At 73.7% G+C, this 24010-nt stretch carries 16 protein-coding genes; 8 read left to right on the top strand and 8 right to left on the bottom strand.

Annotation, left to right across the window (positions count from 1 at the left end):
- The first annotated feature begins 342 nt into the window (after nt 1–342).
- The gene (locus O7608_RS10745; RefSeq protein ID WP_502959210.1) at nt 343–2070 is read left to right on the top strand and encodes a family 43 glycosylhydrolase; all 1728 of its coding nucleotides are present in this window, start codon (nt 343–345) and stop codon (nt 2068–2070) included.
- 200 nt (nt 2071–2270) lie between these two features.
- On the opposite strand, the gene O7608_RS10740 is transcribed toward O7608_RS10745, so the two are convergent.
- The 4 genes from O7608_RS10740 to O7608_RS10725 form a co-directional block, all read right to left on the bottom strand.
- Nucleotides 2271–5912, bottom strand: a complete 3642-nt coding sequence (locus O7608_RS10740) for a hypothetical protein (RefSeq protein WP_289209806.1) — start codon at nt 5910–5912, stop codon at nt 2271–2273.
- 32 nt (nt 5913–5944) lie between these two features.
- Nucleotides 5945–10585, bottom strand: a complete 4641-nt coding sequence (locus tag O7608_RS10735; protein WP_289209805.1) for a hypothetical protein — start codon at nt 10583–10585, stop codon at nt 5945–5947.
- Between the two features lie 82 nt (nt 10586–10667).
- Nucleotides 10668–11510, bottom strand: a complete 843-nt coding sequence (locus tag O7608_RS10730; protein ID WP_353850521.1) for a ThuA domain-containing protein — start codon at nt 11508–11510, stop codon at nt 10668–10670.
- A complete protein-coding gene (locus tag O7608_RS10725; RefSeq protein ID WP_289209804.1) occupies nt 11507–12250 on the bottom strand; it encodes a GbsR/MarR family transcriptional regulator in 744 nt (247 codons plus the stop codon). The genes O7608_RS10730 and O7608_RS10725 overlap by 4 nt, the downstream gene beginning before the upstream one ends.
- 185 nt (nt 12251–12435) lie before the next feature.
- Here O7608_RS10725 and O7608_RS10720 point away from each other — a divergent pair, with 185 nt between their 5' ends.
- Nucleotides 12436–13386: an ABC transporter ATP-binding protein gene (locus O7608_RS10720; RefSeq protein WP_289209803.1), complete on the top strand. Its 951-nt coding sequence runs from the start codon at nt 12436–12438 to the stop codon at nt 13384–13386.
- On the top strand, nt 13383–14990 hold the full coding sequence (locus tag O7608_RS10715; protein WP_289209802.1) for an ABC transporter permease: 1608 nt from the start codon (nt 13383–13385) through the stop codon (nt 14988–14990). Before O7608_RS10720 ends, O7608_RS10715 begins: the two co-directional genes overlap by 4 nt.
- A 13-nt stretch (nt 14991–15003) precedes the next feature.
- Here O7608_RS10715 and O7608_RS10710 read toward each other — a convergent pair whose 3' ends face one another.
- The 4 genes from O7608_RS10710 to O7608_RS10695 form a co-directional block, all read right to left on the bottom strand.
- Nucleotides 15004–16104, bottom strand: a complete 1101-nt coding sequence (locus O7608_RS10710; protein WP_289209801.1) for a sensor histidine kinase — start codon at nt 16102–16104, stop codon at nt 15004–15006.
- The gene (locus O7608_RS10705) at nt 16097–16846 is read right to left on the bottom strand and encodes a response regulator transcription factor (RefSeq protein ID WP_289209800.1); all 750 of its coding nucleotides are present in this window, start codon (nt 16844–16846) and stop codon (nt 16097–16099) included. Before O7608_RS10705 ends, O7608_RS10710 begins: the two co-directional genes overlap by 8 nt.
- A gap of 8 nt (nt 16847–16854) precedes the next feature.
- A complete protein-coding gene (locus O7608_RS10700; RefSeq protein WP_502959195.1) occupies nt 16855–17454 on the bottom strand; it encodes a DM13 domain-containing protein in 600 nt (199 codons plus the stop codon).
- Between the two features lie 107 nt (nt 17455–17561).
- A complete protein-coding gene (locus tag O7608_RS10695) occupies nt 17562–17963 on the bottom strand; it encodes a hypothetical protein (RefSeq protein WP_289209799.1) in 402 nt (133 codons plus the stop codon).
- 115 nt (nt 17964–18078) lie between these two features.
- Here O7608_RS10695 and O7608_RS10690 point away from each other — a divergent pair, with 115 nt between their 5' ends.
- The 5 genes from O7608_RS10690 (at nt 18079) to O7608_RS10670 (ending at nt 23929) form a co-directional block, all read left to right on the top strand.
- A complete protein-coding gene (locus O7608_RS10690) occupies nt 18079–18648 on the top strand; it encodes a TetR/AcrR family transcriptional regulator (protein WP_289209798.1) in 570 nt (189 codons plus the stop codon).
- A 49-nt stretch (nt 18649–18697) separates the two neighbouring features.
- Nucleotides 18698–19675 carry an oxidoreductase gene (locus O7608_RS10685; RefSeq protein WP_289209797.1) on the top strand — a complete coding sequence of 326 codons (978 nt, stop codon included), beginning with the start codon at nt 18698–18700 and terminating at the stop codon, nt 19673–19675.
- Complete coding sequence (locus O7608_RS10680; protein WP_289209796.1) at nt 19672–20259, top strand: TetR/AcrR family transcriptional regulator; 588 nt, start codon at nt 19672–19674, stop codon at nt 20257–20259. Before O7608_RS10685 ends, O7608_RS10680 begins: the two co-directional genes overlap by 4 nt.
- 2 nt (nt 20260–20261) lie before the next feature.
- Nucleotides 20262–21173: an oxidoreductase gene (locus O7608_RS10675; RefSeq protein ID WP_289209795.1), complete on the top strand. Its 912-nt coding sequence runs from the start codon at nt 20262–20264 to the stop codon at nt 21171–21173.
- Nucleotides 21174–21265: 92 nt separating this feature from the next.
- A complete protein-coding gene (locus tag O7608_RS10670; RefSeq protein WP_289209794.1) occupies nt 21266–23929 on the top strand; it encodes a LuxR C-terminal-related transcriptional regulator in 2664 nt (887 codons plus the stop codon).
- The last annotated feature ends 81 nt before the right edge of the window (nt 23930–24010 follow it).

Below are 24010 nucleotides of genomic sequence, written 5' to 3'. Positions count from 1 at the left end.
GTGCCGTGTTAGCGAAAACATCGGTAATTCGTACCGGCCGACCAGCCCCTTCCACAGCCCACCCGCAGCGCCGCGTCGACTCCAACAGAAGACAGGTCATCGTCGATGGATTGCTGATGTTATCGATAACAGCTATCCTCGGCTGCGGGAGCGAGGGCACGCTTCGACGCACCGCGGTCACGACCGACGGACCGTACGCGTCGACGGCATCGCCCGATGGCGTCCGGGCACCCCTGTCGATACGACCAGGTAGTGGTCCCGACGGCCGGCACCGTCCGCCGGCAGTCGTACCGGTCGATCTCCGCGCCCACATCGACGCTCCACCAAGGAGTCCCGGTGACTATCACGAGACGCAACCGTGCCGTCGGTGTCGTCACGAGCCTGCTGTGCCTGGCGACGTTCCTCGTCGCCACGCCGGCCCGGGCCGACAATCGGGTCTACCTGTACACCAGCCACGATGAGGACGGCTCGACGTATTTCACGATGCGCGACTGGCAACTGTTCTCCTCCGCGGACATGGTCAACTGGACCCACCACGGCTCGCCGCTGAGCCTGACCACGTTCAGCTGGGCCAGCACCGATGCCTGGGCCGGGCACGTCATCGAACGCAACGGCAAGTTCTACTGGTACGTACCGGTGAAGGCCAGGGCGACCAACTCGATGGCCATCGGGGTGGCGGTCGCGGACAGCCCGACCGGCCCGTTCCGCGACGCCCTCGGCCGACCGTTGGTGGCCAACGGCGAGATCGACCCGCACGCCTTCATCGACGACGACGGGCAGGCCTACCTCTACTGGGGAAACCCCAACCTGTGGTACATCCGGCTCAACGCCGACATGATCTCGTATTCGGGCAGCCCCACCCGGATCCCGTTGACCACGGCCGGTTTCGGCACCCGTACCGGCAATCCGGACCGACCAACGCTGTACGAAGAGGGCCCCTGGGTCTACAAACGCAACGGGATCTACTACAACGTCTTCGCCGCCGAATGCTGCTCCGAGTTCATCGGCTACTCGACGGCCCCAGGGCCGACCGGCCCGTGGACCTACCGGGGGACGGTCATGCCCCGGCAGGGCGCCAGCTTCACCAACCATCCCGGTGTCGTCGACTTCGCCGGTGGGTCGTACTTCTTCTACCACAACCGGGCGCTGCCCGGCGGCGGCGGATTTACCCGGTCCGTCGCGGTGGAGAAGTTCAGCTACCGTGCCGACGGCACGATCCCGACGATGAACATGACGACCGCCGGCGCTCCCCAGATCGGCACCCTGAACCCGTACGTCCGGCAGGAGGCCGAGACCGTCGCCTGGTCGGCCGGGATCGAGACGGAGCCGTCCAGCGAGGGCACCATGAACGTCGGCTGGCTCGAGAACGGCGACTACATCAAGGTGAAGGGCGTCGCCTTCGGCACCGGGGCGAGCACGTTCACGGCGCGGGTCGCCTCCGGCTCCAGCGGCGGGAGCATCGAACTTCGCCTGGGCGGCCCGACCGGCACCCGGGTCGGCACCTGCGCCGTGCCCGGCACCGGCGGCTGGCAGACCTGGACCACGGTCAGCTGCCCGGTCACCGGTGCCACCGGCACCCAGGACCTGTACCTGCGGTTCACCGGAGGCAGCGGGTATCTGCTCAACGCCGACTGGTGGCAGTTCTCCACCGGCGGCACCCCGCCGCCGACCACGGCACCACCCACGACCACGCCGCCGACCACCGCACCCCCGACCACCGCACCCCCGACCACCGCACCCCCGACGCCCGGCGATCCGGGAACGTCCTGCACCGCCGCCGTGACGGTCCCGGCCATCTGGCAGGGCGGCTACGAAGGGCGGCTGACGGTCACCAACGGCACCGCGGCGACCATCGACGGCTGGCGGGTGACCTTCAGCCTGCCCGCCGGGCAGACGGTGACGCAGGGCTGGAGCGGCACGTTCAGTCAGCAGGGCACCCAGGTGACGGTGGCCAATGCCAGCTACAACGGGCAGCTGGCACCCGGGTCGTCCACCACCGCCGGCTTCATCGCGTCGACCGGCGGCAGCAGCGGTCCGCCACCGGGCAACGTCACCTGCACCGCCAGCTGACCCCCGGGTCAGCTGGCCGGCCGGCCAGCTGACCCGATGAGCCAGCGGAGTTCCCGGGCCGGGGCGGTCGACGCCGACGACCGCCCCGGCCCGGGAACTCCGCGACCTACCCGCCGCCGACCACCACGACCATCCGCCCGACCGCCGACCACCGGCCGGCGGGGTCGACGGGGTCGACGGGGTCAGCGGGGTCGACGGGGTCAGGACACGCAGCAGTCACGCTCGACGGCGGACAGCGGCGACGTCCGCAGAATCCGCACCTGGCCGAGGTCACCGCCGAGCGGGTCGGCGAAACTGCCGTTCGGCTCCGGCAGCACCTCGACGACGAGGGTGCTGACCGGCAGCCCGGCCGGCAGCCCGGCGGCTGCCAACGCGGCCCGCACCTCCGCGCCGGACCAGGCGGTCTCCCCCTCCACCGGCAGCGGCACCGAGCGGAGCTCGACCCGGCGTCGCGGGATCGTCAGCTGGCGCAGGCCGATCTGCACGTTGCGCCGGGTGCTCGCGTCGGCCTGCACCACCCGTGCGTACAGCACCGCCCACAGCCGGGTGTTCGGCGGTGACGGCAGCGCCCGGCGCAGTCCGACGTACGGGGTGGCGTACGGGGCCCGCACCCGGACCGCCCCGTCCGGCTCGGCGAGCACCGTGGCCGCCAGCTCCGGTGCCGGGTGAGCCACGCCTTCCAGCGTCAGCGGTTCGCCGTACCGGCCCTGCGCGGTGGACCAGAGTGGATCGTCGGCCGGCCCACGGTCGTGACCGACCCGGATCTCGTAGGTGTAGAACGAGAACAGCTCCGGCGAGCCGGGGTCGGTGTTCGGCGGCAACGGCACCAGGAAGTGCCGGTCGCTGTCGGCGGCCGGCTCCATCCGCTGCATGGTCGCGTACCCGGCGAGGTCCTGGACCTGGCCCGGGGTGATCACCCGGACGGTCTCCGGGTCCAGCGGCAGCGTCGGCACGGTGGCCGGGTCGGCCACCGGTTCGGTGCCGGGCAGCAGCATCGGGTCCGGAGTGACGGTCAGCGGCCGGACGAAGTAGGCGTCGCGCGGGTCGGCCAGCGGCTCGGCGAACTCCAGCCACAGCCGCCGGATCCGGGGCGTGGTCGTCGCGTACGCCGCGTCGGTACCGTACGGGGTGAGGGCGACACCGGCGGCGACGACCCGGGGCACCTGCCGGGGCGGGGTGACGATCGGCAGGGTCGACGAGATCGCCTGTCGCACCACGTCGCCGGTTTCCAGGCGCACCGCCAGCTGGTACTCGACCTGCGGCTCGTACGGCAGCCCGTCGGGGCCCGGCGGTGCGGCCAACGCGTCCAGGAAGATCATCCGTACGTGGCCCCGGTCGGGCGTGCCCCGGGTGGCCTGCACGTTCACCGATCCGACCAGTTCGAGCACGCCGACCTCGGTGACCTGGTCCGGAAAACCGGGGACGTCCGGCAGCCGTACGGTGCGGGTCAGGGTCACCGTCGGCGAGCCGGCACCGCGCCAGGTCCAGTCCCGGTCGATCACCAGGGTCACCGCGTTGAGCCACTGCCCGGCGAGTGCGGTCGGGTCGGTGAACTCGACGCTGCCACCGTCGGGGGCGAGGTGGTGGCCGAGCCCGGCGCAGCCGAACACCACCCGCTCCCCCGGCACGCCGAGCAGGGTCGGGCCGTCGGCGACCAGGCCGAGCGCGCCGGCCAGCCGGCCGAGCAGGGCCGGGGTCGGGGCGGCCTGGGCGGCGACGGCGTGGGCCGCCGGCGGGGCACCGGCCGGGTCGGGGCGCAGGAACACCGAGCGCAGGGTGTCCGCCGACGGCAGCGGGCGCAGCAGGTCGGCGTCGGCCGCCGGGTCGGCCAGCCCGTGCAGGTCGATCCGGTCGACCGGTCCGTGCCGGGCGGCGTCACTGCCGAAGTAGCCGAGGCCGTCGCGGCCCAGGGCACGGACCTCCAGCCGCAGGTCCCGCGCGGTGACCACGGTGACCGGGCCGTCGACCAGCCCGTCCGGGCCGAGCTGGTCGGTGACGTCGACCGACCGGTAGTCGCCGGCGTCCACCCAGGAAAGTTCGAGGTCGTACGCCGACGCCGGGTCGTCGGGGAACAGCCGGGTGGTGGTGTACCACTCGGCGTACCCGTCGGCGTCGGCGGCCGGGTCGAAGGCCGGCGCTTTCAGCAGCACTCGCACCTGCAGCAGTACGGCGTCCGGGTCGGCGATGCCGGGCACGGTCACCGCCTCCGGCGGGGCGGCGTCGTTGGCGGCGATCTGGGCGAGCAGGTCGGCGCGGGCCGCCGGGCCGGCGGCGTACACCGCTTCGGGGTAGCCCAGACGCGGGCGGTGCACCCGCAGCGCCGCGAGGGTCCCGTCCGGTTCCGGGGCGTACGGGTCGTAGCTGAGCCGGGCCGGCGGCCGGTGCCGCCGCAGGTGCAGCAGCGCGGTCGGGGCCTCACCGACGCCGCTCGGCGCGGCGTCGACCGGCGGTCCGCCACCGGTGGTGTCGGCGAGGCGGACCCGGAACTCGTACGACTGGCCGTAGCGCGGCGTCACGGTGTCGGCGTCGACCGGCACCGCCTCCCCCGGCGGGCCGGGTGTCACCTCCATCAGGCGCTGCTCGTCGTCGGTGTCGACGACGAGGGAACCGCCGCGCCAGCGGACGAACCAGGCGGGCAGCCACAGTTGGCCGCTGTGTTCGGCCGGGGCGACCTCGCTCCAGCGTTCCTCGCGGGCCGTCCCGAGATCGACGCCGATGGTCAGCGGCGCGTCGACGAACGACAGCGACGTCCAGTCGGTGCCGCCGGCCGGGCGTACGTCGACCCGGTAGCCGAGCACGCCCCGGGGGGCGAGCACCGGGTCCTCGCCGTCGGGTGGGGCGCCGAGTGCCCGGTTCTGGCCTTCGAGGATGTCCTCGTCGTCCCAGCCGAGCTGGACGCCTTCGTCGCGGGCGATCGGCGCGCCGTCGCCGGATTCGTCGAGCAGGTCGGCGCTGACCGGCTGCCGGGCGTGCACGATCTTGGCGAAGCCGTCGTCGAAGCGCAGCGCCTCGGCGAAGACCTTGTCGTAGTTGCCGAGGGTGGCGGACTCGGTGGCGTCGGCGCTGACCGGGAACGTCACCGGGGTGAAGATCGGCCGGGTGCCGTCGGCCGGCAGCGGCGGTACCCGGGTGGCGAAGGCGCGCAGCAGCGTCGGGTCGGCGGTGACGGCGTCGGCGTAGTCGCTGTGGTCGGCCAGGTCGACCCAGAGCCAGCCGCCGGCGGCCAGTCGCGGATCGGCATCGACCGGTACGTCGAGGGTGACGACCAGGCCGAGGGCTTCGGCGAGCCGGGGGCGGCGCAGCGCGTAGGCGATCGCCTCGCCCCAGCCGATCACCATCGGCGGTGCCGGCGGTGCCGCGTCCGGCGGGCACTTCATCAGGCAGTGGTAGCTGGCGTCGGTGACGGCGAGCGGGGTACGTGGGCGGACGAACCCGAACGACCGGCGGTAGCTGCCCGGCAGGTACTTGCGCAGTTGCCGGGTGGTGTCGCGGCCCTGCGGGGTGAACGTGTCACCGGCCGGTCCGGCCGGGATCTCCAGCGCGGCGCCGATGGCGGTGAAGATGTCCCGGGCGTGCGGGGCGTGCCGGGTCGCCGGTGCGGTGGGCAGCGCGACGGTCTGGTCGACCCGGTCCCGCTGCGGCAGCGCCCCGACGGTGTCCGAGATGGACACGGCGAAGGCGAGGTGGGCGTCGGCGAAGGCCGGCACCCCGGCCGGGGCGGGCAGCAGAGGCGCGAGCGGGTCGGTGGCCGGGGCGACCAGCAGCCGTACGGTGAGGGTGCGGCCGGTGTGGTCCCAGCGCCGCAGGTACGGCACCAGGGTGAGTTTGTGCGGGGTTGCCATTGTCCGACTCCTTCGCCGACCCGACCCTTGGCTCACAGGGTCGCGGTCTCGGTGACCTGGTAGGACGCGCTGATGGAGATGATCAGGAAGAGATCGACCTGGATCTTCACGGAGCCGGAGTAGTCGCACTTGGTGGTGCCGGCGTCGTCGTACACCAGGCCCTTGAGCTCGGCCCTGATCTTGACCTTGACGACCTTGAGGTCCACCCCGGCTTCCAGCGCGACAAGTCCGCCGTACTTGGTCTGGCCGGCGATCGCGTCGTAGACGAGCACGAAGCCGATGCCGAGGAACGCGTACGCCTTGAACGGGCCGATCTGGCCCTGCACCCCGACGCCAGCGAACGCGACCAGTTCGAGCTTCTCGCTGGTGACCGTGCCGGAGACGAGGGCGATGGAGAAGGTGATGCTGCCGGAGACGATGATGAAGACCTTCGCGACGCCGACCGACAGCACCGGGATCTTGCCTTCGAGGCCGATCCCGAGGCTGGCCGCCCCCTTGGCCTTGCCGTCGGTGAGGCTGACCCCGGCGCTGAGCGCCACCGCCAGGCTGAGCTTGAAGTAGTCGCCGAGCGGGACGATCGTGTCCGGCAGGTCGACCTTCAGCTTCGTCTCGAACTTCAGCTCGTGCTTGGCGTTGGCCGCCGCCAGGTCGATCGGGCCCTGCACCCCCCGGTCGGCGACGAACGGCAGGTACTGCAGGATCTGTTCGATCTCGGCGAGCAGCAGCGACCGCAGCTGGGCGACCTGCGGCCGCTGGTCGGTGCCGCCGACGATGTGCAGCTCGGATCCGGTCAGTTCGGCCAGGCCGGCCACGTCGGTCCAGATCCGCAGCCCGGTGAAGTCGGCCGACCAGCGGTCCCCGGTGACCTCCAGCCGCAGCGTCGCGCCGTCGTAGCGCAGCGCCGAGCCGTGTCCGGGGGTGCCGGCCAGTTGCAGCGCGGTCGGCGGGTTGGTGAAGGTCAACGGGTTGCTGAACGCCAGGGTGCCGGCCGGTCCGACGTCCAGGTGCAGTGTGCCGGGGGCGGTCTCCAGGGTGTTCGGCGGCGGCGGGAACGCCCCCTTGGAGGTCGACCGGGCCAGGATGTCGGCCAGCGCGGGCCGGTGCCGCGACTCGATGCGCGGCACCCCGGGTGCCGGCACCACCGGGCGGGGGAACAGGAACGCGTGGGTCGGGGTCGACTGCACGAAGGCGTACTCGGTGGCCGGGTCGGTCGGGCACAGCAGGTCGGCGGCGTCGGCGAACCGGTACTCCCCCGGTGTGCCGGCCAGTGGCGGTACGCCGATCGGCGTCTCGTTGGCCGGGTAGGCGACCGGGTAGCGGCGGATCAACGGCGTACCCCGGGTGTCGGCGACTCCGGTCGCCTCGCCGCCGCCGGGCGGCGCGGTGGCGACCGGGCGGACCGCCATCGACCAGGAGCCGGTCGTCGGCAGCTGCGGGGTGCCGCGCAGGGTCGCCACGAACACCGGGGTGCCGGCGTCGTCGGCGAGGCCGACCTCGATCCGTTGGGCGCGCATCGGCAGGCCGCTGCCGCCGACGTCGACTACGGTGTCGACCGGCCCGCCGACCGGCCCCTGCGCCTCGATCAGTGCCCGCAGCGCGTCCGGCCCGGCCGGTACCCCGCTGGGCGCGACCTGCAGCCAGCCGAGCACCCCGAGCGCCGGCGTCGTCGTGGCGGCGCCGTCGAGGGCGAGGTCCGCGTCGAAGTGGTACGGCACCAGCCGCGCGCCGCCGTGGCCGAACTCGGCACCCGGTGCCGGTCGGATGTTGCGCACCCCGAACAGGCCCCGGAACACTCCGGCGTCGAAGGTGTACGGGGCGACGGTGACCGCCCCCGCGTCGCGGTAGCGGTAGTCGAACAGGCCGGGGGTGAACGGCTGCCAGCCGCTGTCGCGGCGGATCACCCCGCCGCCGGGGCGGCGTTCCACGGTGACCGAGCGGGTCACCCGGATGCCCCACGGGTGCAGCACGCTGTTGACCTTGACGACCTCCAGCGCGGTCCGGCCGATCATCACCCGGAACTGCACCTTGGCGGCCTCGGCGAACGCGGCGAACGGGTTGTTCCAGTCGCTGAAGTTCGAACCGCCGTAGCCGGACAGGTCGATCCGGGTCACCGGCACCCGGGGGTCGGTGGCCATGTCGGTGTTGAAGACGGTCTCGACGCTGCCGCCCGGGTCGGCGGTGGCACCGAGCACCGACAGCCCCAGCGGGGCACCGCTGGGCAGGTCCACGCCGTTGATCAGCTGTCGCATCCGGCCGGCGAAGGTCGCCGACACACCGCCGCCGTCGGGCCGGCCGCCTTCGGCCCGCGCGGTGATCTGGATGCCGCCCCGGGCGTCACCGAACTCGGGGCGGGTCAGCCCGAGCAGGTCGGCCGGGCGCGGCCCACTGCCGTGCGGCTGCACCAGCACCGCCGCGATCAGGCCGAACGGGAACGTGGTGCGCACCCCGACCGGCGTACCGTCGCCGAAGGCGTCCAGGGTGCCGTCGACCGCGTCGGCGGGCACCACCGGGACGAGCCGCTGCGACCGGGCGCCGAGTGAGGTGGCCCCACCGTCGGTGGCCGAGGCGAGCGGGGTGGGGAACCAGCCGAGGGTCATGATGTCCTGGTCGGTGTCCAGGGTGCGGACCGGTTCCCACTGCACCTGGGGCAGTGCCGTCACCCGTAGCGCACCGACCTCGGCCTGGCTGGCCAGGCCGGCGACGGTGTAGTGGGTGTCGGGGTGGTTCGGACCGACGCCGAGCCCGACGCCGAGCAGGTCCTGGTTGGTGGAGACGTCCAGCAGCAGCAGGTTCGGCACCCGTCCGACCACTTCGGCCAGGTAGCCGTCGACCATCGAGGTGGAGGTGGCGTCGGACCGGGCGGCGGCCTGGATCCGCTGGCCGCGCAGTTCGAGCTCCAGCCGGCGGGCGGCGTCCCACTGCGCACCGGTCGACTTGTCCAGACCGACGCTGCCCTGCTCGACCTGGCTGGGCCCGATATCGGGACCGGAGGATTTCGGCGGCGGCTGCGGTGTGCCCGGTGAGGCCGGGCGGCCGGTGACGGCCACCGCCGGTCCGAGTGGACCGTCGAAGGCCACGGTCACGTCGTCCGGCGTGGTCCAGTCGATCCGGCAGACCAGCGCCGCCGGTGGCGGTTCCCGGCCGATCCGGGGCGCGGTCAGGGCGCCGTTGGACACGTACGGGTCGGGCAGCGTCGGTGCCCAGCCGTGCAGGCCGAACGCCAGTTGGGCGCTGCCGGTGTCGATCAGCAGCGGCCCGTCGGCGCTCGGCCCGGCCGGCCCCGCGAGGGCTCCCCGGACGTAGACGAACGCCGGTACGGTCGTCCACAGCAGCACGTTGCGCAACGCGAACTGATGGTGGCGTCGGGCGTTGGCCGGGATCGCCGCGCCGAGCAGGGCGGTGGTCCCGCCGCCGTGGCGGTGCAGCAGCAGGGTGCCGGCGTCGGTCAGGGTCGGCACCGGCTGCCCGGCGGTGGTCACCGGCCGGTCCAGGGCCACCTCGCTGTGCCCGGTGACCATCAGGTATTCACCGTCGACGGCGTCGCAGCGGTAGAACAGCCAGAACGGTGCGGCGTAGCGCTGTCGCCAGGGCAGCCGGTGCCCGCCGCCGCCGGCGATCGCCCACAACTGGATGTCATGGGCGACCGGCGGCGCCAACGGGGCGACCGGGTCGGCGAGCACCGTCGCGCCGGACGCGGCGATCACGATCCACGCGTCGCCCAGCGGGTGCTCGCGCAGGTCCGGGGCGTACCAGCGGGCAGCCAGCCCGGTGACCTGCAGCAGCCAGGTCGCCGCGGTCGACGCCTCGCCGAGGATCGCCGGGTCGGTGGCAGCCACCACCGGCAGGCCGAGCCCGGCGTCGCGGACCGTGCCGGTGCCGGTGACGCCGATCAACGGGTCGCCGGCCGGGTCGGCACCAATCGGCGTACCGTCCACCGTGGTCGGCTCGACGACGTAGCCGAGCACCAGGGTCCAGAGCCGCTCGACGAACGTGGTGCGCCCGGTGGCCGGACCGAACCGGAACTCCTGCCGCCAGGCCTTGGCCGCACCGGGGTCGCCGACGATCTCGACCGCGCCGGCCCGAAACCGGAAGGTCACCGACGCGGGCAGCGCGGTGCCGGCCTCGGCGCCGCGGCAGCCGTCCGCCGCACCGGTCGGCGGCGGGTCAGGGGCCGGGTCGAGCCGTAGCACGGCGCTCAGTGGCGCCGGCACCTCGATGACGTCGCCGTGCACCGTCGCGGTGCCCAGCGTCAGGGTCCCGCCGGTGACCCGCAGGCCGGCGTACGCGCCGGCCGGCAGGCCGCCGAACAGGTCGCCCCGGATCCAGACGGTGCCGGCTTCGATCTCCACGACGGTGCCGGTCCGCCCCACGACCGGCGGCCGGGCCTGGGTTACCACGAACGCGGGTGCGGTGGCACCGGCCTCGCGCACCTGCAGCCGGCGGGCGGCGACGAACGCCTCGTACCAGACGTCGACGCCGCCGGGGGTACGCAGCGGGCCGACCCGGCGGGCCGGCGCCAGCCCGGTGAGGCTGTCGACGAAGCTGCCGGCGAGGAGTTGTTCACGTTCGTCGCGGCGGTGCACCAGCCGGGCGTCCCGGGGTAGTTGCGCGGCGGACCGGGCGGCGACCGACGCCGCGAGATGGTGCAGGGCGGTACGGAATGGCTCTGACACGCGCTGCTCCTCGGGGAGGCTGCTGCTGTCGGACGTGGCCGGTATGCAGCGTGCGCCAGATCACACTCCGTGTTCAATCAGATCATGGATAGTCCGCCGGACTGCAGTCGGCGGGCAGCTGACCTGCGGCGTACCGGATGGCGCCGAGCAGGTGGGCGCGGAAGGCCGGCTCGGCGTACGCCTCGACGGTGTGGCCGCCGCCGGTGTAGAAGGCGCGGCCGCCGGCGTACGACCGGCACCAGGCGTGTGGGTGCGCGGTCCCCGTCCCGGCCCCGGTGTAGCTGGTCTCGTCGAGGACCGCGAGAATCCGCGCACCGGTCGGGTCGGCCTGGTAGTCGTACCACTCGTCGGTACGCTCCCAGCGGGCCGGCAGGTGCGCGGTGGCCGGGTGGGTCCGGTCGACGACCTCGACGGTGGCCGGCTGCACCGGCGGGTGCCGGGCGAAGTAGGCGCCGACGAGTTCGCCGTAGAACGGCCACTGGTGTTCGGTGTCGGCGGCCGCGTGCACCCCGACGAATCCGCCACCGGCACCGATGTAGCCCTCGAACGCGGCCCGGCCGGCGTCGTCGAGTACGTCGCCGCTGGTGTTGAGGAAGACGACGGCGGCGTAGCCGCGCAGATTGTCCGGGGTGAAGGCGGCCGGGTCCTCGGTGGCGTCGACAGCGAAGCCGTGCGCCGCGCCGAGTGCGCCGACAGCGGCGATCCCGGCCGGGATCGACTCGTGCCGGTACCCGGTGGTCCGGCTGTAGACCAGCACCCGGTACGCGGCGTTCGTCGCCGTCGGGGCCGGGCCGGTTGACGTCGGCGGGTCGCTCGGGCCGCCGGCCGGCCCGGTGCAGCCGAGCATCATCAACGCCGCGAGGCAGCCGAGCAGACCGGCGCCGACCCCGCGACGGGTGACGGCAGACGGCCTCCACGCGGTCACCGGGCCGCCTCCGGGACGGGTGCGGCGGCCGGCGGCGGCAACGGCTGGCCACGGGCGGACAGGAACGCCTGCCACTCGGCGGTGATCCGCTCGACGTCCCGGACGACCAGGCCGAAGAACTCGCCCATCAGCTGCAGCCGGTCACCGGCGGGAGTCTGCGGGCCGAGCACCCCGGCGCCTTCGGCCGCCGCGTCCGCCCAGGTCCGAAAGACGTGTACCCGTAGCGACCAGGCCCGGTACCAGAGGCCGTCGTCGACGGCGTACCGGTCGCGGCGGTGGCCGGGGGTGCGCTGCCGGGCGACGAAACCGATCCGTTCCAGGAACGCGATCGACTTCGAGATCGATGCCGGGCTCACCCGCAGGCGGGCGACCAGGTCGGCGGCGGTGAGCGCGCCGCTGTCGCTGACGAAGAGGCTGACCAGCACCCGGGCGGTCATCCGGGGGAAGCCGGACTCGACCATCATCGCGACGAACCGCTGCTCGAAGGCGGCCACGGCGGCTGGGTCCCGGCCGTACCCGGTGGTCTGCTCGACCGGCGGCCGGGCGACCGGGCCGGTCCGGCGGGCCCGGTGCGCGGTGGCCCGGTTGGCCGCGAGGGCCCGGTAGCCGCGGGACCCGCCGTTGCGGGCCACCTCGCGGCTGACGGTGGAGGTGGGCCGCCCCAGTCGCCGGGCGATCTCGGCGTAGCCGGCGCCGTCGGCAAGAGCCTGCTCGATGTGCTGCCGGTCCTGATAGGTCAACCGTCCTCCGGGCATCCGCCCCGCCCTCCACTGCGTTCAGTTCCATTCCATTGCAACTCATCCTCTGCTTCCATTGCATTAGCCGCAAGAGTCATTGCAACGATTTGCGCCCGCGAGCTCGCGTTCTGTGTCGTTGACCAGGTTCTTTATTGACGGAAGAGCAAACGCAACTTAGCTTTCTGAATATGGAAACGACGATCCGGGTCCGTGGCCTCACCAAACGGTACGGCCGCAGTACCGCGCTCGACGGGCTCGACCTGACCGTGTCGGCCGGCGAGGTGCACGGCTTCCTCGGGCCGAACGGGGCCGGCAAGACCAGCACCATCCGGGTGCTGCTCGGCCTGGTGCGCGCCGACGGCGGGCAGGCGCAGGTGCTCGGCGGCGACCCGTGGCGGGACGCGGTCGCGGTGCACCGGCGCCTCGCGTACGTCCCGGGCGACGTCAGCCTCTGGCCGAACCTGACCGGCGGCGAAGTCGTCGACCTGCTCGGCCGGCTGCGCGGCGGCCTCGACCGGCGCCGCCGCGCCGACCTGCTGGAACGCTTCGCGCTGGACCCGACGAAGAAGTGCCGCACCTACTCCAAGGGCAACCGGCAGAAGGTGGCGCTGATCGCCGCCCTCGCCGCCGACGTGGAGCTGTTGCTGCTCGACGAGCCCACCTCCGGGCTGGACCCGCTGATGGAGGCGGTGTTCCGCGACTGCGTCGCCGAGGCGGGTCGGCAGGGCCGGACCGTCCTGCTGTCCAGCCACATCCTCGCCGAGGTCGAAGCGCTGTGCGACCGGGTCACCATCGTCCGGGACGGACGGACCGTCGCCAACGGCACCCTCACCGAACTGCGCCACCTGACCCGTACCACGATCGTCGCCGACCTGCCGGAGGCGACCGACGCCGCGCCGGCCGGGGCGGACGCCGGGCTGGGCCCGACCGGGGCCGACCCGGCCGGGCTCGGCGGCGTACCCGGGGTGCACGGGCTCACCGTCGACGGCCACCGGGTGCGGTGCGAGGTCGACCCGGACGCGCTCGCACCGGTGCTGCGCCGGCTCGCCGAGGCCGGCGTACGGACACTGGTCAGCCAGCCGCCGACGCTGGAGGAGCTGTTCCTGCGGCACTACCAGAGCAGCGGGGCGCAGCGGTGAGCGCGCTGACCGGCACCGGCCACCTGGTCCGGCTGATCCTGCGCCGCGACCGGCTGATCCTGCCACTGTGGATCGTCTGGCTGTCGGTGATGCCGGCGAACTTCGCCGCCGCCTTTCCCGTCCTCTACCCCACCGCCGCCGACCGGTCGGCGTTCGCGCAGACCAGCAACGCCAACGCCGCGCTGGTCGCGCTCTACGGCCCGGTGCACACCGCCGACCCCGGTGGCCTGGTCGCCTGGCGGATCAGCATCGTCACGGTCATCGTGGCGCTGATCGGCCTGCTCACCGTCGTGCGGCACACCCGCGCCGAGGAGGAGGCCGGCCGGCGCGAGCTGCTCGGCGCCGCCCCGACCGGCCGGTACGCCGGCCCGGCCGCCGCCCTCACCGTCGTCTTCGCCGCCAACCTGCTGCTCGCCGGCGCGGTCGCCGCCGGGCTGGCCGGCCAGGGCCTGCCGGTCGCCGGGTCGCTCGCCCTCGGAGCCCAGTTCGCCGCGTCAGGCTGGCTGTTCGCCGCCGTCGGCGCGGTCACCGCCCAGCTCGCCGCCACCGCCCCGGCTGCCCGGGGCATCGCCGTCGCCGCGCTCGGGGCCGCCGTACTCGGCCGGGTCGTCGGGGACGTCAGTGGTCACACCGGCGGTCCGCTGGGCTGGCTGAGCGGGGTGTCGCCGTTCGGCTGGGTGCTGCGGCTGCGCCCGTACGCCGACGACGCCTGGTGGATGCTCGGACCGGTCGTCGCCGCGACCGCCGGGCTGGTCGCGGTCGCCGCCGTGCTGCACGGCCGCCGTGACCTGGGGTCCGGCCTGCTGGCGGCCGGCAGCGGTCCGGCCACGGCCGGACCCCGGTTGACCGGCCCGGTCACGCTGGCGTGGCGACTGCACCGGGGCCCGCTCGTCGGTTGGACGGTCGGCTTCGCACTCACCGGGGTGGTGCTCGGTGGGGTGGCCGGCGGAGTCGGGGACATGTTGACCGACAATGCCACGCTGCGCGAGCTGTTCACCCGGCTCGGCGGGGCCGGCGGGCTGGTCGATCTGTTCCTGGCCGCGATGCTCGGGCTGTTCGGGATGGGTGCCGCCGGGTACGCGATCGCCGTCGTGGGGCGGCTACGGGTCGAGGAGACCAGCGGGCGGGTCGAGCCGGTGCTCGCCGCGCCGGTGTCGCGGACCCGCTGGGCGGCCGGCCAGCTGATCTTCGTCCTGCTCGGTCCGGTCGTGGTGCTGGCCGGTGCCGGGCTGGCGATGGGGGCGACGCATGCCCTGGTCGCTGCGGACTCCGGCCGGGAGGTGGCCCGGGTGCTGGCCGGCGCGCTGGTGCAGCTGCCGGCGGTGTGGCTGCTCGCGGCGCTCGCCCTCGCTCTGGTGGGGCTGGCACCCCGGTTGGCCGGTGCCGGTTGGGCGGTGCTGGTGGTGGCCGTCGGGCTGACCCTGTTCGGCGCGCTGCTACGACTGCCGTCGGCGGTGCGCGACCTCTCCCCGTTCAGCCATCTGCCGACCCTGCCCGGCGGGCAGGTGTCCGCCGTACCGCTGGTCGTTCTGGTCCTGCTGGCCGCCGGGTTCGCCGCCGCCGGTCTGGTCGGGCTGCGCCGCCGCGACCTGCCGGTCGGTTGAGCCGCACCGTTGGTCAACCGGCGGCCGGCAGGTGGACCAGGAACCGGCAGCCGGGACCGGCGTTGGTCACCTCGACCCGGCCGCCGTGTGCCTCGACGAGACCCCGGACGATCGCCAGGCCGAGCCCGCCGCCGGCCGGCACCGGCTCGGCGCGGGCCGAACCGAGCGGGCCACGCACCGCACCGACCGTTGCCGGGCCGTGCGTCGCGCCGACCGCTGCCGGGCTACGGGCCGGTTCGCCGCGGAACGCCACGTCGAACACCCGCGGCAGGTCGGCCTCCGGGATGCCGCCGCAGGTGTCGTCCACCGCCAGCCACGCCCACCCGTCCGCGCTGCCCGCGCTGACCTGCACCACCCCGTCGTACGGGGTGAACCGGATCGCGTTGCGCAGCAGGTTGCCGACGATGCGGGCGAGCTCCGGTTCGCTGGCCACGACCGCCGGCCAGCCGTGTTCGGCGGCCCGCAACCGGATGCCCTGCAGCCGGGCCAGCGGCGCGGCGGAGGCCAGGGCGTCGGAGACGACGTCGGCCAGCGGCACCGGACGCAGCGACAGCCGCAGCGCCCCGGCGTTGATCCGGGACAGCTCGAACAGGTCGTCGACCAGTTGGGTCATCCGGTCGGTCTCGACCCGGATCCGCCGGTGGTACTCGGCGGTGGTGACCGGGTCCGCCACGACGCCGTCCTCCAGTGCCTCGGCCATCGCCCGCAGCCCGGCCAGCGGCGTCCGCAGGTCGTGTGACACCCAGGCGACGAGCTCCCGCCGGTTCGCCTCGGCCTGGCGTTCGCGTTGGCGCAGCTGGTCGGCCCAGACCGCCTGGCGGGCCAGCCGGGCACCGAGCCATCCGCCGACGGCCAGACTGACCACTCCGGACGCGACGAGCACCAGCACGACGACATCGCGGTCGTGGGCGGACAGGAACATTGCCTGGGCGGCACCGACGACCCCGGCGAGGACGGCCAGGACGGTGACGGTGAGCAGAATGGTGAGGTGCACGACGATGCTGCGCCGACGCAGGACCTGCAGCGTGGCCGCGCCGGGCACGGCGACCAGCAGGGACGCGGCCAGCCCGATGCCGAAAACGGCGAGGATGTCACCGACGGGCAGGTCAGGCATGGTCGGCTCCAGCCGGTTCGTAGCGGTAGCCGACACCCCAGACGGTGACGATCCGCCGGGGGCGGGCCGGATCCGGTTCGATCTTCTCCCGCAGTCGTCGTACGTGGACGGTGACCGTCGACTGGTCGCCGAAGTTCCAGCCCCACACCTCGGCGAGCAGCTCGTCGCGACGGAACGCGCGTGCGGGATGGCGGACCAGGTGCAGCAGCAGGTCGAACTCGCGGACGGTCAGCGCCAGGTCGGTGCCACCCCGGCGGGCGGCCCGGCGGCGCACGTCGAGGGTGAGGTCACCGTCGCCGACCAGCACGGGCCCGTCGGCGGCGACGGGGGCGGGTGCCGGGCCGGTCACCGTTCCGGCGCGGCGCAGCACCGACTGCACCCGCAGCACCAGCTCTCGGGGGGAGAACGGCTTGGTGACGTAGTCGTCGGCCCCCATCTGCAGGCCGACGATCCGGTCGGCCTCCTCACCGAGGGCGGTCAGCATGATCACGGGTACGCCGCGGGCCTGCCGGTGCAGTCGTCGGCACACCTCGAGCCCGTCCAGCCCGGGCAGCATCAGGTCCAGGACCACCAGGTCGGGCCGGTGCCGGTCGACCGTGGCCAGCGCGGTGTGCCCGTCGGCGGCCTGGTCGACCTGGCAGCCGGCCCGTTCGAGATAGCGGCGGACCACGTCGGAGACGGTGGGGTCGTCGTCCACGACGAGGATCCGGGCGGGCGGGCCGGCGGCCAGGGGGGTGGTCATCGGCTGGCTCAGGCGCTCAGGTCGGCGGCGCCGAACGACACCGAGAACCGCTTGCACCAGATGCTGACGCTGGTCAACGCGTCCAGGTCGACGTCGTCGGGGATGTCGTACACCTGGTTGCCCCGGTTGCCCTTGAGCCGGTCGAGCTCGGCCCACCGACCGTCGTCGAAGACGAACCAGCCGTCGCGGCCGTCGATCACCGGCTGGTCGGAGAGCCAGACCCGCAGGTCCGGGCCGTTGGAGGTGGCGAAGTCCCGCAGCACCAGCTGGTGTCCGCCGTCGGCGAGGCGGATCAGCTGGGCGGTGCCGGTGGTCTCGTGCTCGTGGGTGACGAACTCGCCGGCGGCGATCAGCTGGTTGCCGGCCGGCGACGGGCTGGCCGGTGCGGAACTGGTCGGCTCGGGACTGGCCGAGGCCGGGTCGGCCGGGTCGGTGTCGGGCTCCGCGGTCTGCGGAGCCGGCACCTGGGCCACCGGTACGGCTTCGTCGACGACCTCGTCGGTGACGAGCTTCCAGGGCTGGAACCAGTAGCCGCCGAAGGCCACCGCGCCGAGCAGGGCGACGGCGAGGACCCAGGTCAGTGGTTTGGTTGCGAGGCGTTTCCACACGCCGGTCAGCCTACGGCCGGCGCCGCCGGTCCCGGGACGGTCGGCACCTTGCGAAAGTCTTACGGAGCGAACGCCTGACGGCGCGAGCGTTCTGCGGCGTGGCTGTCTCACGGCGCGGTGGCGACGCCCCAGGCGAGCAGCAGCAGGGCGACGGCGAGCTCCGCCGCGCCGAGCACGGTCAGCGTGGTGCCGAACGAGCGTTTGCCGGGCTGGCCGATCGCGGCGTGCAGGAAGAACCCGCCGGACTGGCTGATCGTGCCGGCGGCGAGCAGCCCGCCGACCACCCAGGTGTACGGGTCGGACAGCCCGGCGCGGCCGGCGATGGTCAGCGCGGTCAGGGTCAGCACCAGCAGCACCCCGGCGTGGGCGTGGCCGGCCTTGAACAGGGAGCGCTGGAAGTCGTTGAGTTTGCCGGCGGCGGTCAGCCGCATCAGCGAGTAGCCGCCGAACATCACCGTCGGAACGCTGACCAGTGCGATCACGGTCAGCCACTTGTCGGCCGTACTCATGGGGCCTTCTCCTCGGGGTCGGCGCGGGGTGCGCGGGCGTACGGTCACATCTTGACACTGCCAAGATAGCCATGTCGGGTAGCATCTTGTCAACGACAAGATGGGAGTTCGGCCGATGCCGCAGCCGTACCACCACGGGGACCTGCGCCGAGCGCTGCTGATCGCCGCGACCGAGGCGATCGCCGAGAGCGGGCCGGCCGCACTGAGCCTGCGGGACCTGGCCCGCCGGGTCGGCGTCTCGCACGCCGCGCCGACCCACCACTTCGGCGACAAGACCGGCCTGTTGACCGCGATCGTCACCGAGGGCCTGCACCTGCTCGCCGACCGGCTGGACGCGGCCGGCGGCGACATCCTGGCGGCCGGCCAGGCGTACGTCCGGTTCGGCGTCGAGCACCGCGGGCACTTCGAGGTGATGTTCCAGCCGGGCCTGCTGCAGTTCGACGCGCCCGAACTGACCGCCGCCCGCCAGCGGGCCGGCCAGGCGCTGCGCGACGCCCTCGCCGACCCCCGCGTCCCGGCCGACGACCGGGACAGCGCCTGGCTGGCGGCCTGGTCGATCGCGCACGGCTTCGCCACTCTCTGGTTGTCCGGCGCGGTACCGCACGACCCCGACGAGGACGCCTCGAGCACTGCCGCCGGGGTGCTCCGCCTGCTGTTCAGGGATCAGACGCGGTTGACAGATTAGAGCTATTGAGTAAAGCTCGTCTCATCAGTCAACCAAGGACAGGTGGGCAATGACGCACTGGACGTACAACGACGCCCCCGACCAGACCGGCCGGACCGCCGTGGTGACCGGCGCGAACACCGGCATCGGCTTCCACACCGCCCGGATGCTGGCGCACAAGGGCGCCCACGTCACGCTGACCTACCGGGACGCCGGCAAGGGCGCGGCCGCCCTGGAGCGGATCCGCGCCGAGGAACCGGCCGGCGAGGTCACCGGGGCGCTGCTCGACCTGGCCGACCTCGACTCGGTCGGGGCGTTCACCGACGCCTACCGGGCCGCACACGACCGGCTCGACCTGCTGATCAACAACGCCGGGGTGATGGTGCCGCCGCTGGGGCGCACCCGACAGGGCTTCGAGCTGCAGTTCGGCACCAACCACCTGGGGCACTTCGCGCTCACCGGTGAGCTGCTGCCGCTGCTCGACGCGGCCGCAAGCGCCGACCGGTCCGGAGCCGACCGGGCAGGTGCCGTGCGGGTCGTCACCGTCTCCAGCGTGGCGCACTGGACCGGCGGCATCGACCTCGACGACCTCAACTGGCGGCAACGCCGCTACCGGCCGTGGCCGGCGTACGGGCAGAGCAAGCTCGCCAACCTGCTGTTCACCCTCGAACTGCAGCACCGGCTGACCGAGGCCGGCTCGGCGGTCCGGGCGGTCGCCGCCCACCCGGGTCTCACCTCCACCGACATCGGCCGCCACCAGGGCCGCGCCGCCAGCGACAACCCGTCGCGCATCGACCGGATGATCCGGATGCAGCCGCCGGACGGGGCGCTGCCGAGCCTGCGGGCCGCCACCGACCCGACCGTCACCGGCGGCAGCTACTGGGGGCCGGCCCGACGATTCGGCACGTACGGGCCGCCGGCACCCGCCCGCGCCTCGGCCCGCGCCCGGGACACCGTCGTCGCCCGCCGGCTGTGGACCGAGAGCGAACGGTTGACCGGCGTGACGTACCCGTTCGCGGCGGTGGGGCGCGCGGAGCATCCGGCGTGACCTCCGGCAGCGCCCGCCGGGACGCGATCGCCGACGCCGCCATCGACGTGTTCATCCGCTACGGGTTCAAGAAGACCTCGATGGACGACCTGGCCAGGGCGGCGAACATCTCGCGGCAGGGGCTCTACCTGCACTTCAAGACCAAGGAAGAGCTGTTCGTCGCCGCTGTCGAGCGGATGGTGAGCGCGGTGTGCACGGCGACCCGGGCCGCCTTCGACCGCACCGACCTCGACGTGCGGCAGCGGATCCTCGGCGCGTTCGAAGCCTGCCAGGCACCGGGGGTGGGGGCCGCGGTGCACGGCAACTTCGAGGAGCTGTTGAGCGCCGCCGCGACCCTGAACTGCCCGCTGGCCGGCCGGATCGAGGCGGGGCTGGTCGACGGGATCGAGCAGGTGCTGGCCGACAGCGGGGCGGCCGACCGGTGGCGGTCGGTCGGGCTCTCCGCCCGCGATCTGGCCGACCATCTGCACGCGACGTCCTTCGGCCTCAAGCACAAGGTGTCGTCGATCGACGAGTACCGTGCCGGTCTGAACACCGCCGTGACCATCGTCCTCGATGGCGGCACCGCAGTGGAACAGGAGTGACCATGGCACAGTGGACATTCGATGACATCCCCGACCACAGCGGCCGGACCGCCGTCGTCACCGGGGCGAACACCGGCATCGGCTTCGAGACCGCCCGGATGCTCGCCGCGAAAGGCGCGCAGGTCACGCTGGCCTGCCGGGACGCCGACCGGGCCGCCGGCGCGGCCGAACGGATCCGGGCCACCGGGGTGCCGGGTACGGTGACCTGCGCCCCGCTGGACCTGGCCGACCTCGACTCGGTGGCCGCGTTCGCCGAGGCGTACCGGGCCGGGCACGACCGGCTCGACCTGCTGATCAACAACGCCGGGGTGATGGCTCCGCCGCTGGGGCGCACCCGGCAGGGCTTCGAACTGCAGATCGGGATCAACCACCTGGGGCACTTCGCGCTCACCGGCCGGCTGCTGCCGCTGCTGCTGGCCGCCGGCCCGGGTGCCCGGGTGGTGTCCGTGTCCAGCGGTGCCCACCGGGCCGGCCGGATCGACTTCGACGACCTCAACTGGCAGCGTCGGCGTTACCGGCGGTGGGCGGCGTACGGGCAGAGCAAACTCGCCAACCTGCTGTTCACCCGGGAGCTGCAGCACCGGTTGACCGGAGCCGGGTCACCGGTGCGGGCCACCGCCGCCCACCCGGGCTGGACCGCGACCGAGCTGACCCGGCACACGGTCAGCGTCGCCGCCCGGATCGGCCAGCTGGTGGCGATGACCCCGCACGACGGTGCGCTGCCGACGCTGCGGGCCGCGACCGACCCGACCGCCGCCGGCGGCAGCTACTGGGGGCCGGGCAGGCCGCTGGGGCTCAGCGGACCGCCGGTCGCCGTCGGGTGCAGCGCGGCCGCCCGCGACGACGCCACCGCGCGCCGCCTGTGGACCGAGAGCGAGCAGCTGACCGGCGTCAGCTTCCCGGCCCCCGCCTAGACTCCGGACGCTGTCGGCCGGGCCAGCGGGTTCCGCACCTGCCGGGGCCGGTCAGGTAGTCGGCGGTGGCCGCCACCTGCGAGCCTGTTGACATGAGTCACAAGGAGGTGGATCAACCGCCCATGGTGGGCCGGCAGGCCGAGTTGCGGGCCGTCCGGGCCGCATTGACCGGCCCGCCCGCCGGCAGGCACGGTGCACTGATCGCCGGGTCGGCCGGTGTCGGCAAGTCCCGGCTCTCGCAGGAGGTCACAGCGGGTCTGGCCGTCGCCGGCTGGCGGCTGTTGCGGGCCCACGCCTCGGGTTCGGGCACCGGCCTGCCGCTGGCCGCACTCGCCGGCCTGATCCCACCGCCGGCATCGGCCACACCGCTGCCGCCGCCCACCCCGGTGCGGCACGCGCTGGCCGGGCTCAGGGCAGCAGCAGCCAGGGCTCGAAGTGTCCTGGTCATCGACGACGCGCACCTGCTCGACGAGGCCTCCGCCGCCGTCGTACACCAGCTGGTGGCAGACGGGACCGTGCCGGTACTGGTCACGGTACGCGCCGACAAGCCCGTACCGGAGGCGGTGACAGCACTGTGGAAGGACGCCGGCGTACACCGAATCGATCTTGCGCCGCTGAGCCCGCCGCAGACCGAGGCGCTGGTGGTGGCCGTGCTGGGCGGTCCGGTGAAGGGTCGGACGCTGCGCCGGCTCAGGGACGCGGCCGCCGGCAACCCGCTGCTGCTGCGTGAGTTGATCGCCTCGGCCCGGGAGGCCGGACTGCTCGACCGTCCGGCCGGCCTCTGGCGGCTGGCCGGGCCGCTGGATGCGACGCCACGCCTCACCGAGCTGCTGGGCAGCCGACTGACGGGCGCCGACCCGGCCGAACGCGACGCGTTGGAACTACTCGCCCTCAGCCAGCATCTGCCGCTGCCGGCTGCTGTAGCCGTAGCCGGGTCGGTGACGCTGGAAACGCTGGAGCGGCGCGGCCTGGTCGCCGTCATCACCACGGACGGGCAACAGGTTGTCCAGCTCAGCCACCCGTTGTACGCCGAGCTGCTGCGGGCCGGCACGCCGGAGCTTGCCCGGCTGCGGCACAGCCGCCAACTCGCCGACGCGATCGAAGCTGCCGGGGAACTGCGCGGCGTGGACGTCATGCGGGTCGCGTTGTGGCGTCTCGACGGCGGCGGCACCGTCGACGTCGGCCTGATGTTGGCCGCCGCCCGGGAAGCGGCCTACCTGCGGGAGTACGAGCTGGCGGCGCGGCTCGCCCAGCGGGCGTACCAGGCCGGCGGGGAGGTGGCCGCCGGACTCGCGGCGGTACGCGCACTGTTCCAACTGGGCCGGCTCGACGAGGCGGTACGCCGCTGCGCCGCGCTGAGCAGTTCGGCGACCAGCGGTGCGGGGCACGGCGACGCCGAACGGACCCAGATCGCCATACAACTGGCGGTGATCCTGGTCCACGGCGCCGACGACGTGGCAGCCGCGCACGCCGCCCTCGACGCGGTCGCGGCGGCGGATCCGGGCTGCCGCGAGCAGATCGACGCGGTCCGGCTCTATCTGCGTGCGTACCAGCTTGACTGCTCCGTCGTGGCACCGGCACTGACGTTGTTCCACACCGACGGGCCGGTCGAGCTGCGGTTGGCCGCAGCTGGCGCGGCCAGCTGCGGACTGCTGCTCGCCGGGCGGTTCACCGAAGCCGAACAACTGCTGGCGGACGTGGTCCCGGTGGCGCGCCGACACATCGGGCCCGGCCAGGTGCAGTCGGACGGCTTCCCGGCCGCCATCGCGTCGCTGTTGGTCGACCTGCCCGACGTGGCGGGCGCACAGGCCGCCGCCGAGTCGACGTACCAGACCAGCCTGCAACCGCCGGACCGGGTCGGTCAGGCCCTGGCGGCGTTCTTCCTCGCCAAGATCGCGTTACTGCGCGGGCGGCCGACGACCGCGCTCCGCTGGGCGAACGAGGCGTACCTGGTCGCCGACGATGTCCAGCTGCGCGGGGTACGCCGGTGGGCGGCCGGGCTGCGGCTGCAGGCCGCCGCCCAGCTCGGCGACCGGGCGGCCGCCGGACAGGCGGCCGCGGACCTGGACCGACATCCGGGCGGGCCGCACGGGGTGCGTCTGTTCGACATCGAACTCGCCCGGGGCCGGGCCTGGCTGACCACGCTGACCGGCGACACCGACCGGGCGTTGCGGCTGTTGGAACAGGAAGTGGTGCGGCACGGGACGACCGGAGCTGTCGGAGCCGGCACCCTCGGCGCTCTCGACCTGATCAGGCTCGGCGGTGCCGCTGTCGCTGTCCGGCTCCTCGCTGACCATCAGCCACCGCACGGGTGGGTGCTCGGGCGGACCGTGGTCGACTACGCCACCGCAGCCGCGACCCGCGACGCCGAGGTCCTGCTGCGGGTCGCAAGAACGTTCGCCGGGTACGACATGCCGCTGCATGCGGCCGAGGCGGCGACGCTCGCGGCGGCCGCCGGCGCGGCGGGTGGCGGGGACGGCCGGGTGACGGCCGTCGCCCGCCTGTTCGCCGACCGGGAGCTGGCCCGATGTGAACGGCCGACCAGCCCGGCCCTGCGCCAGGGCGGGCCGACCGCCGGGCTGACCAGCCGGGAGCGGGAAGTGGTGCTCGCAGCCGCCGGTGGCGAGTCCGCCAGGGAGATCGCCGCTCGACTGCACCTGTCGACCCGGACCGTCGAGAACCACCTGCACCGTGCGTACGGCAAGTTGGGCATCGCCGGTCGGGCCGAGCTGCATGCGGTGCTCACCCCCCGGTGAGCCGACACCCCGGACGGCCGTGCTGAGTGTCCCGCTCCGGCAAATTGAGTAGACCATCGCTCACGCCGGGCCGGTATCCGC

The organism is Solwaraspora sp. WMMA2056 (assembly GCF_030345095.1).
GTDB lineage: Bacteria > Actinomycetota > Actinomycetes > Mycobacteriales > Micromonosporaceae > Micromonospora_E.
This window is presented reverse-complemented; position numbering and strand designations above follow the sequence as displayed.

Excerpts from the sequence above, each read along its gene's own strand:
- O7608_RS10740 (WP_289209806.1), bottom strand. The coding sequence starts at position 5,912 with ATGGCAACCCCGCACAAACTCACCCTGGTGCCGTACCTGCGGCGCTGG.
- O7608_RS10720 (WP_289209803.1), top strand. The coding sequence starts at position 12,436 with ATGGAAACGACGATCCGGGTCCGTGGCCTCACCAAACGGTACGGCCGC.
- O7608_RS10710 (WP_289209801.1), bottom strand. The coding sequence starts at position 16,104 with ATGCCTGACCTGCCCGTCGGTGACATCCTCGCCGTTTTCGGCATCGGG.
- O7608_RS10705 (WP_289209800.1), bottom strand. The coding sequence starts at position 16,846 with ATGACCACCCCCCTGGCCGCCGGCCCGCCCGCCCGGATCCTCGTCGTG.
- O7608_RS10695 (WP_289209799.1), bottom strand. The coding sequence starts at position 17,963 with ATGAGTACGGCCGACAAGTGGCTGACCGTGATCGCACTGGTCAGCGTT.
- O7608_RS10690 (WP_289209798.1), top strand. The coding sequence starts at position 18,079 with ATGCCGCAGCCGTACCACCACGGGGACCTGCGCCGAGCGCTGCTGATC.
- O7608_RS10685 (WP_289209797.1), top strand. The coding sequence starts at position 18,698 with ATGACGCACTGGACGTACAACGACGCCCCCGACCAGACCGGCCGGACC.
- O7608_RS10675 (WP_289209795.1), top strand. The coding sequence starts at position 20,262 with ATGGCACAGTGGACATTCGATGACATCCCCGACCACAGCGGCCGGACC.
- O7608_RS10670 (WP_289209794.1), top strand. The coding sequence starts at position 21,266 with ATGAGTCACAAGGAGGTGGATCAACCGCCCATGGTGGGCCGGCAGGCC.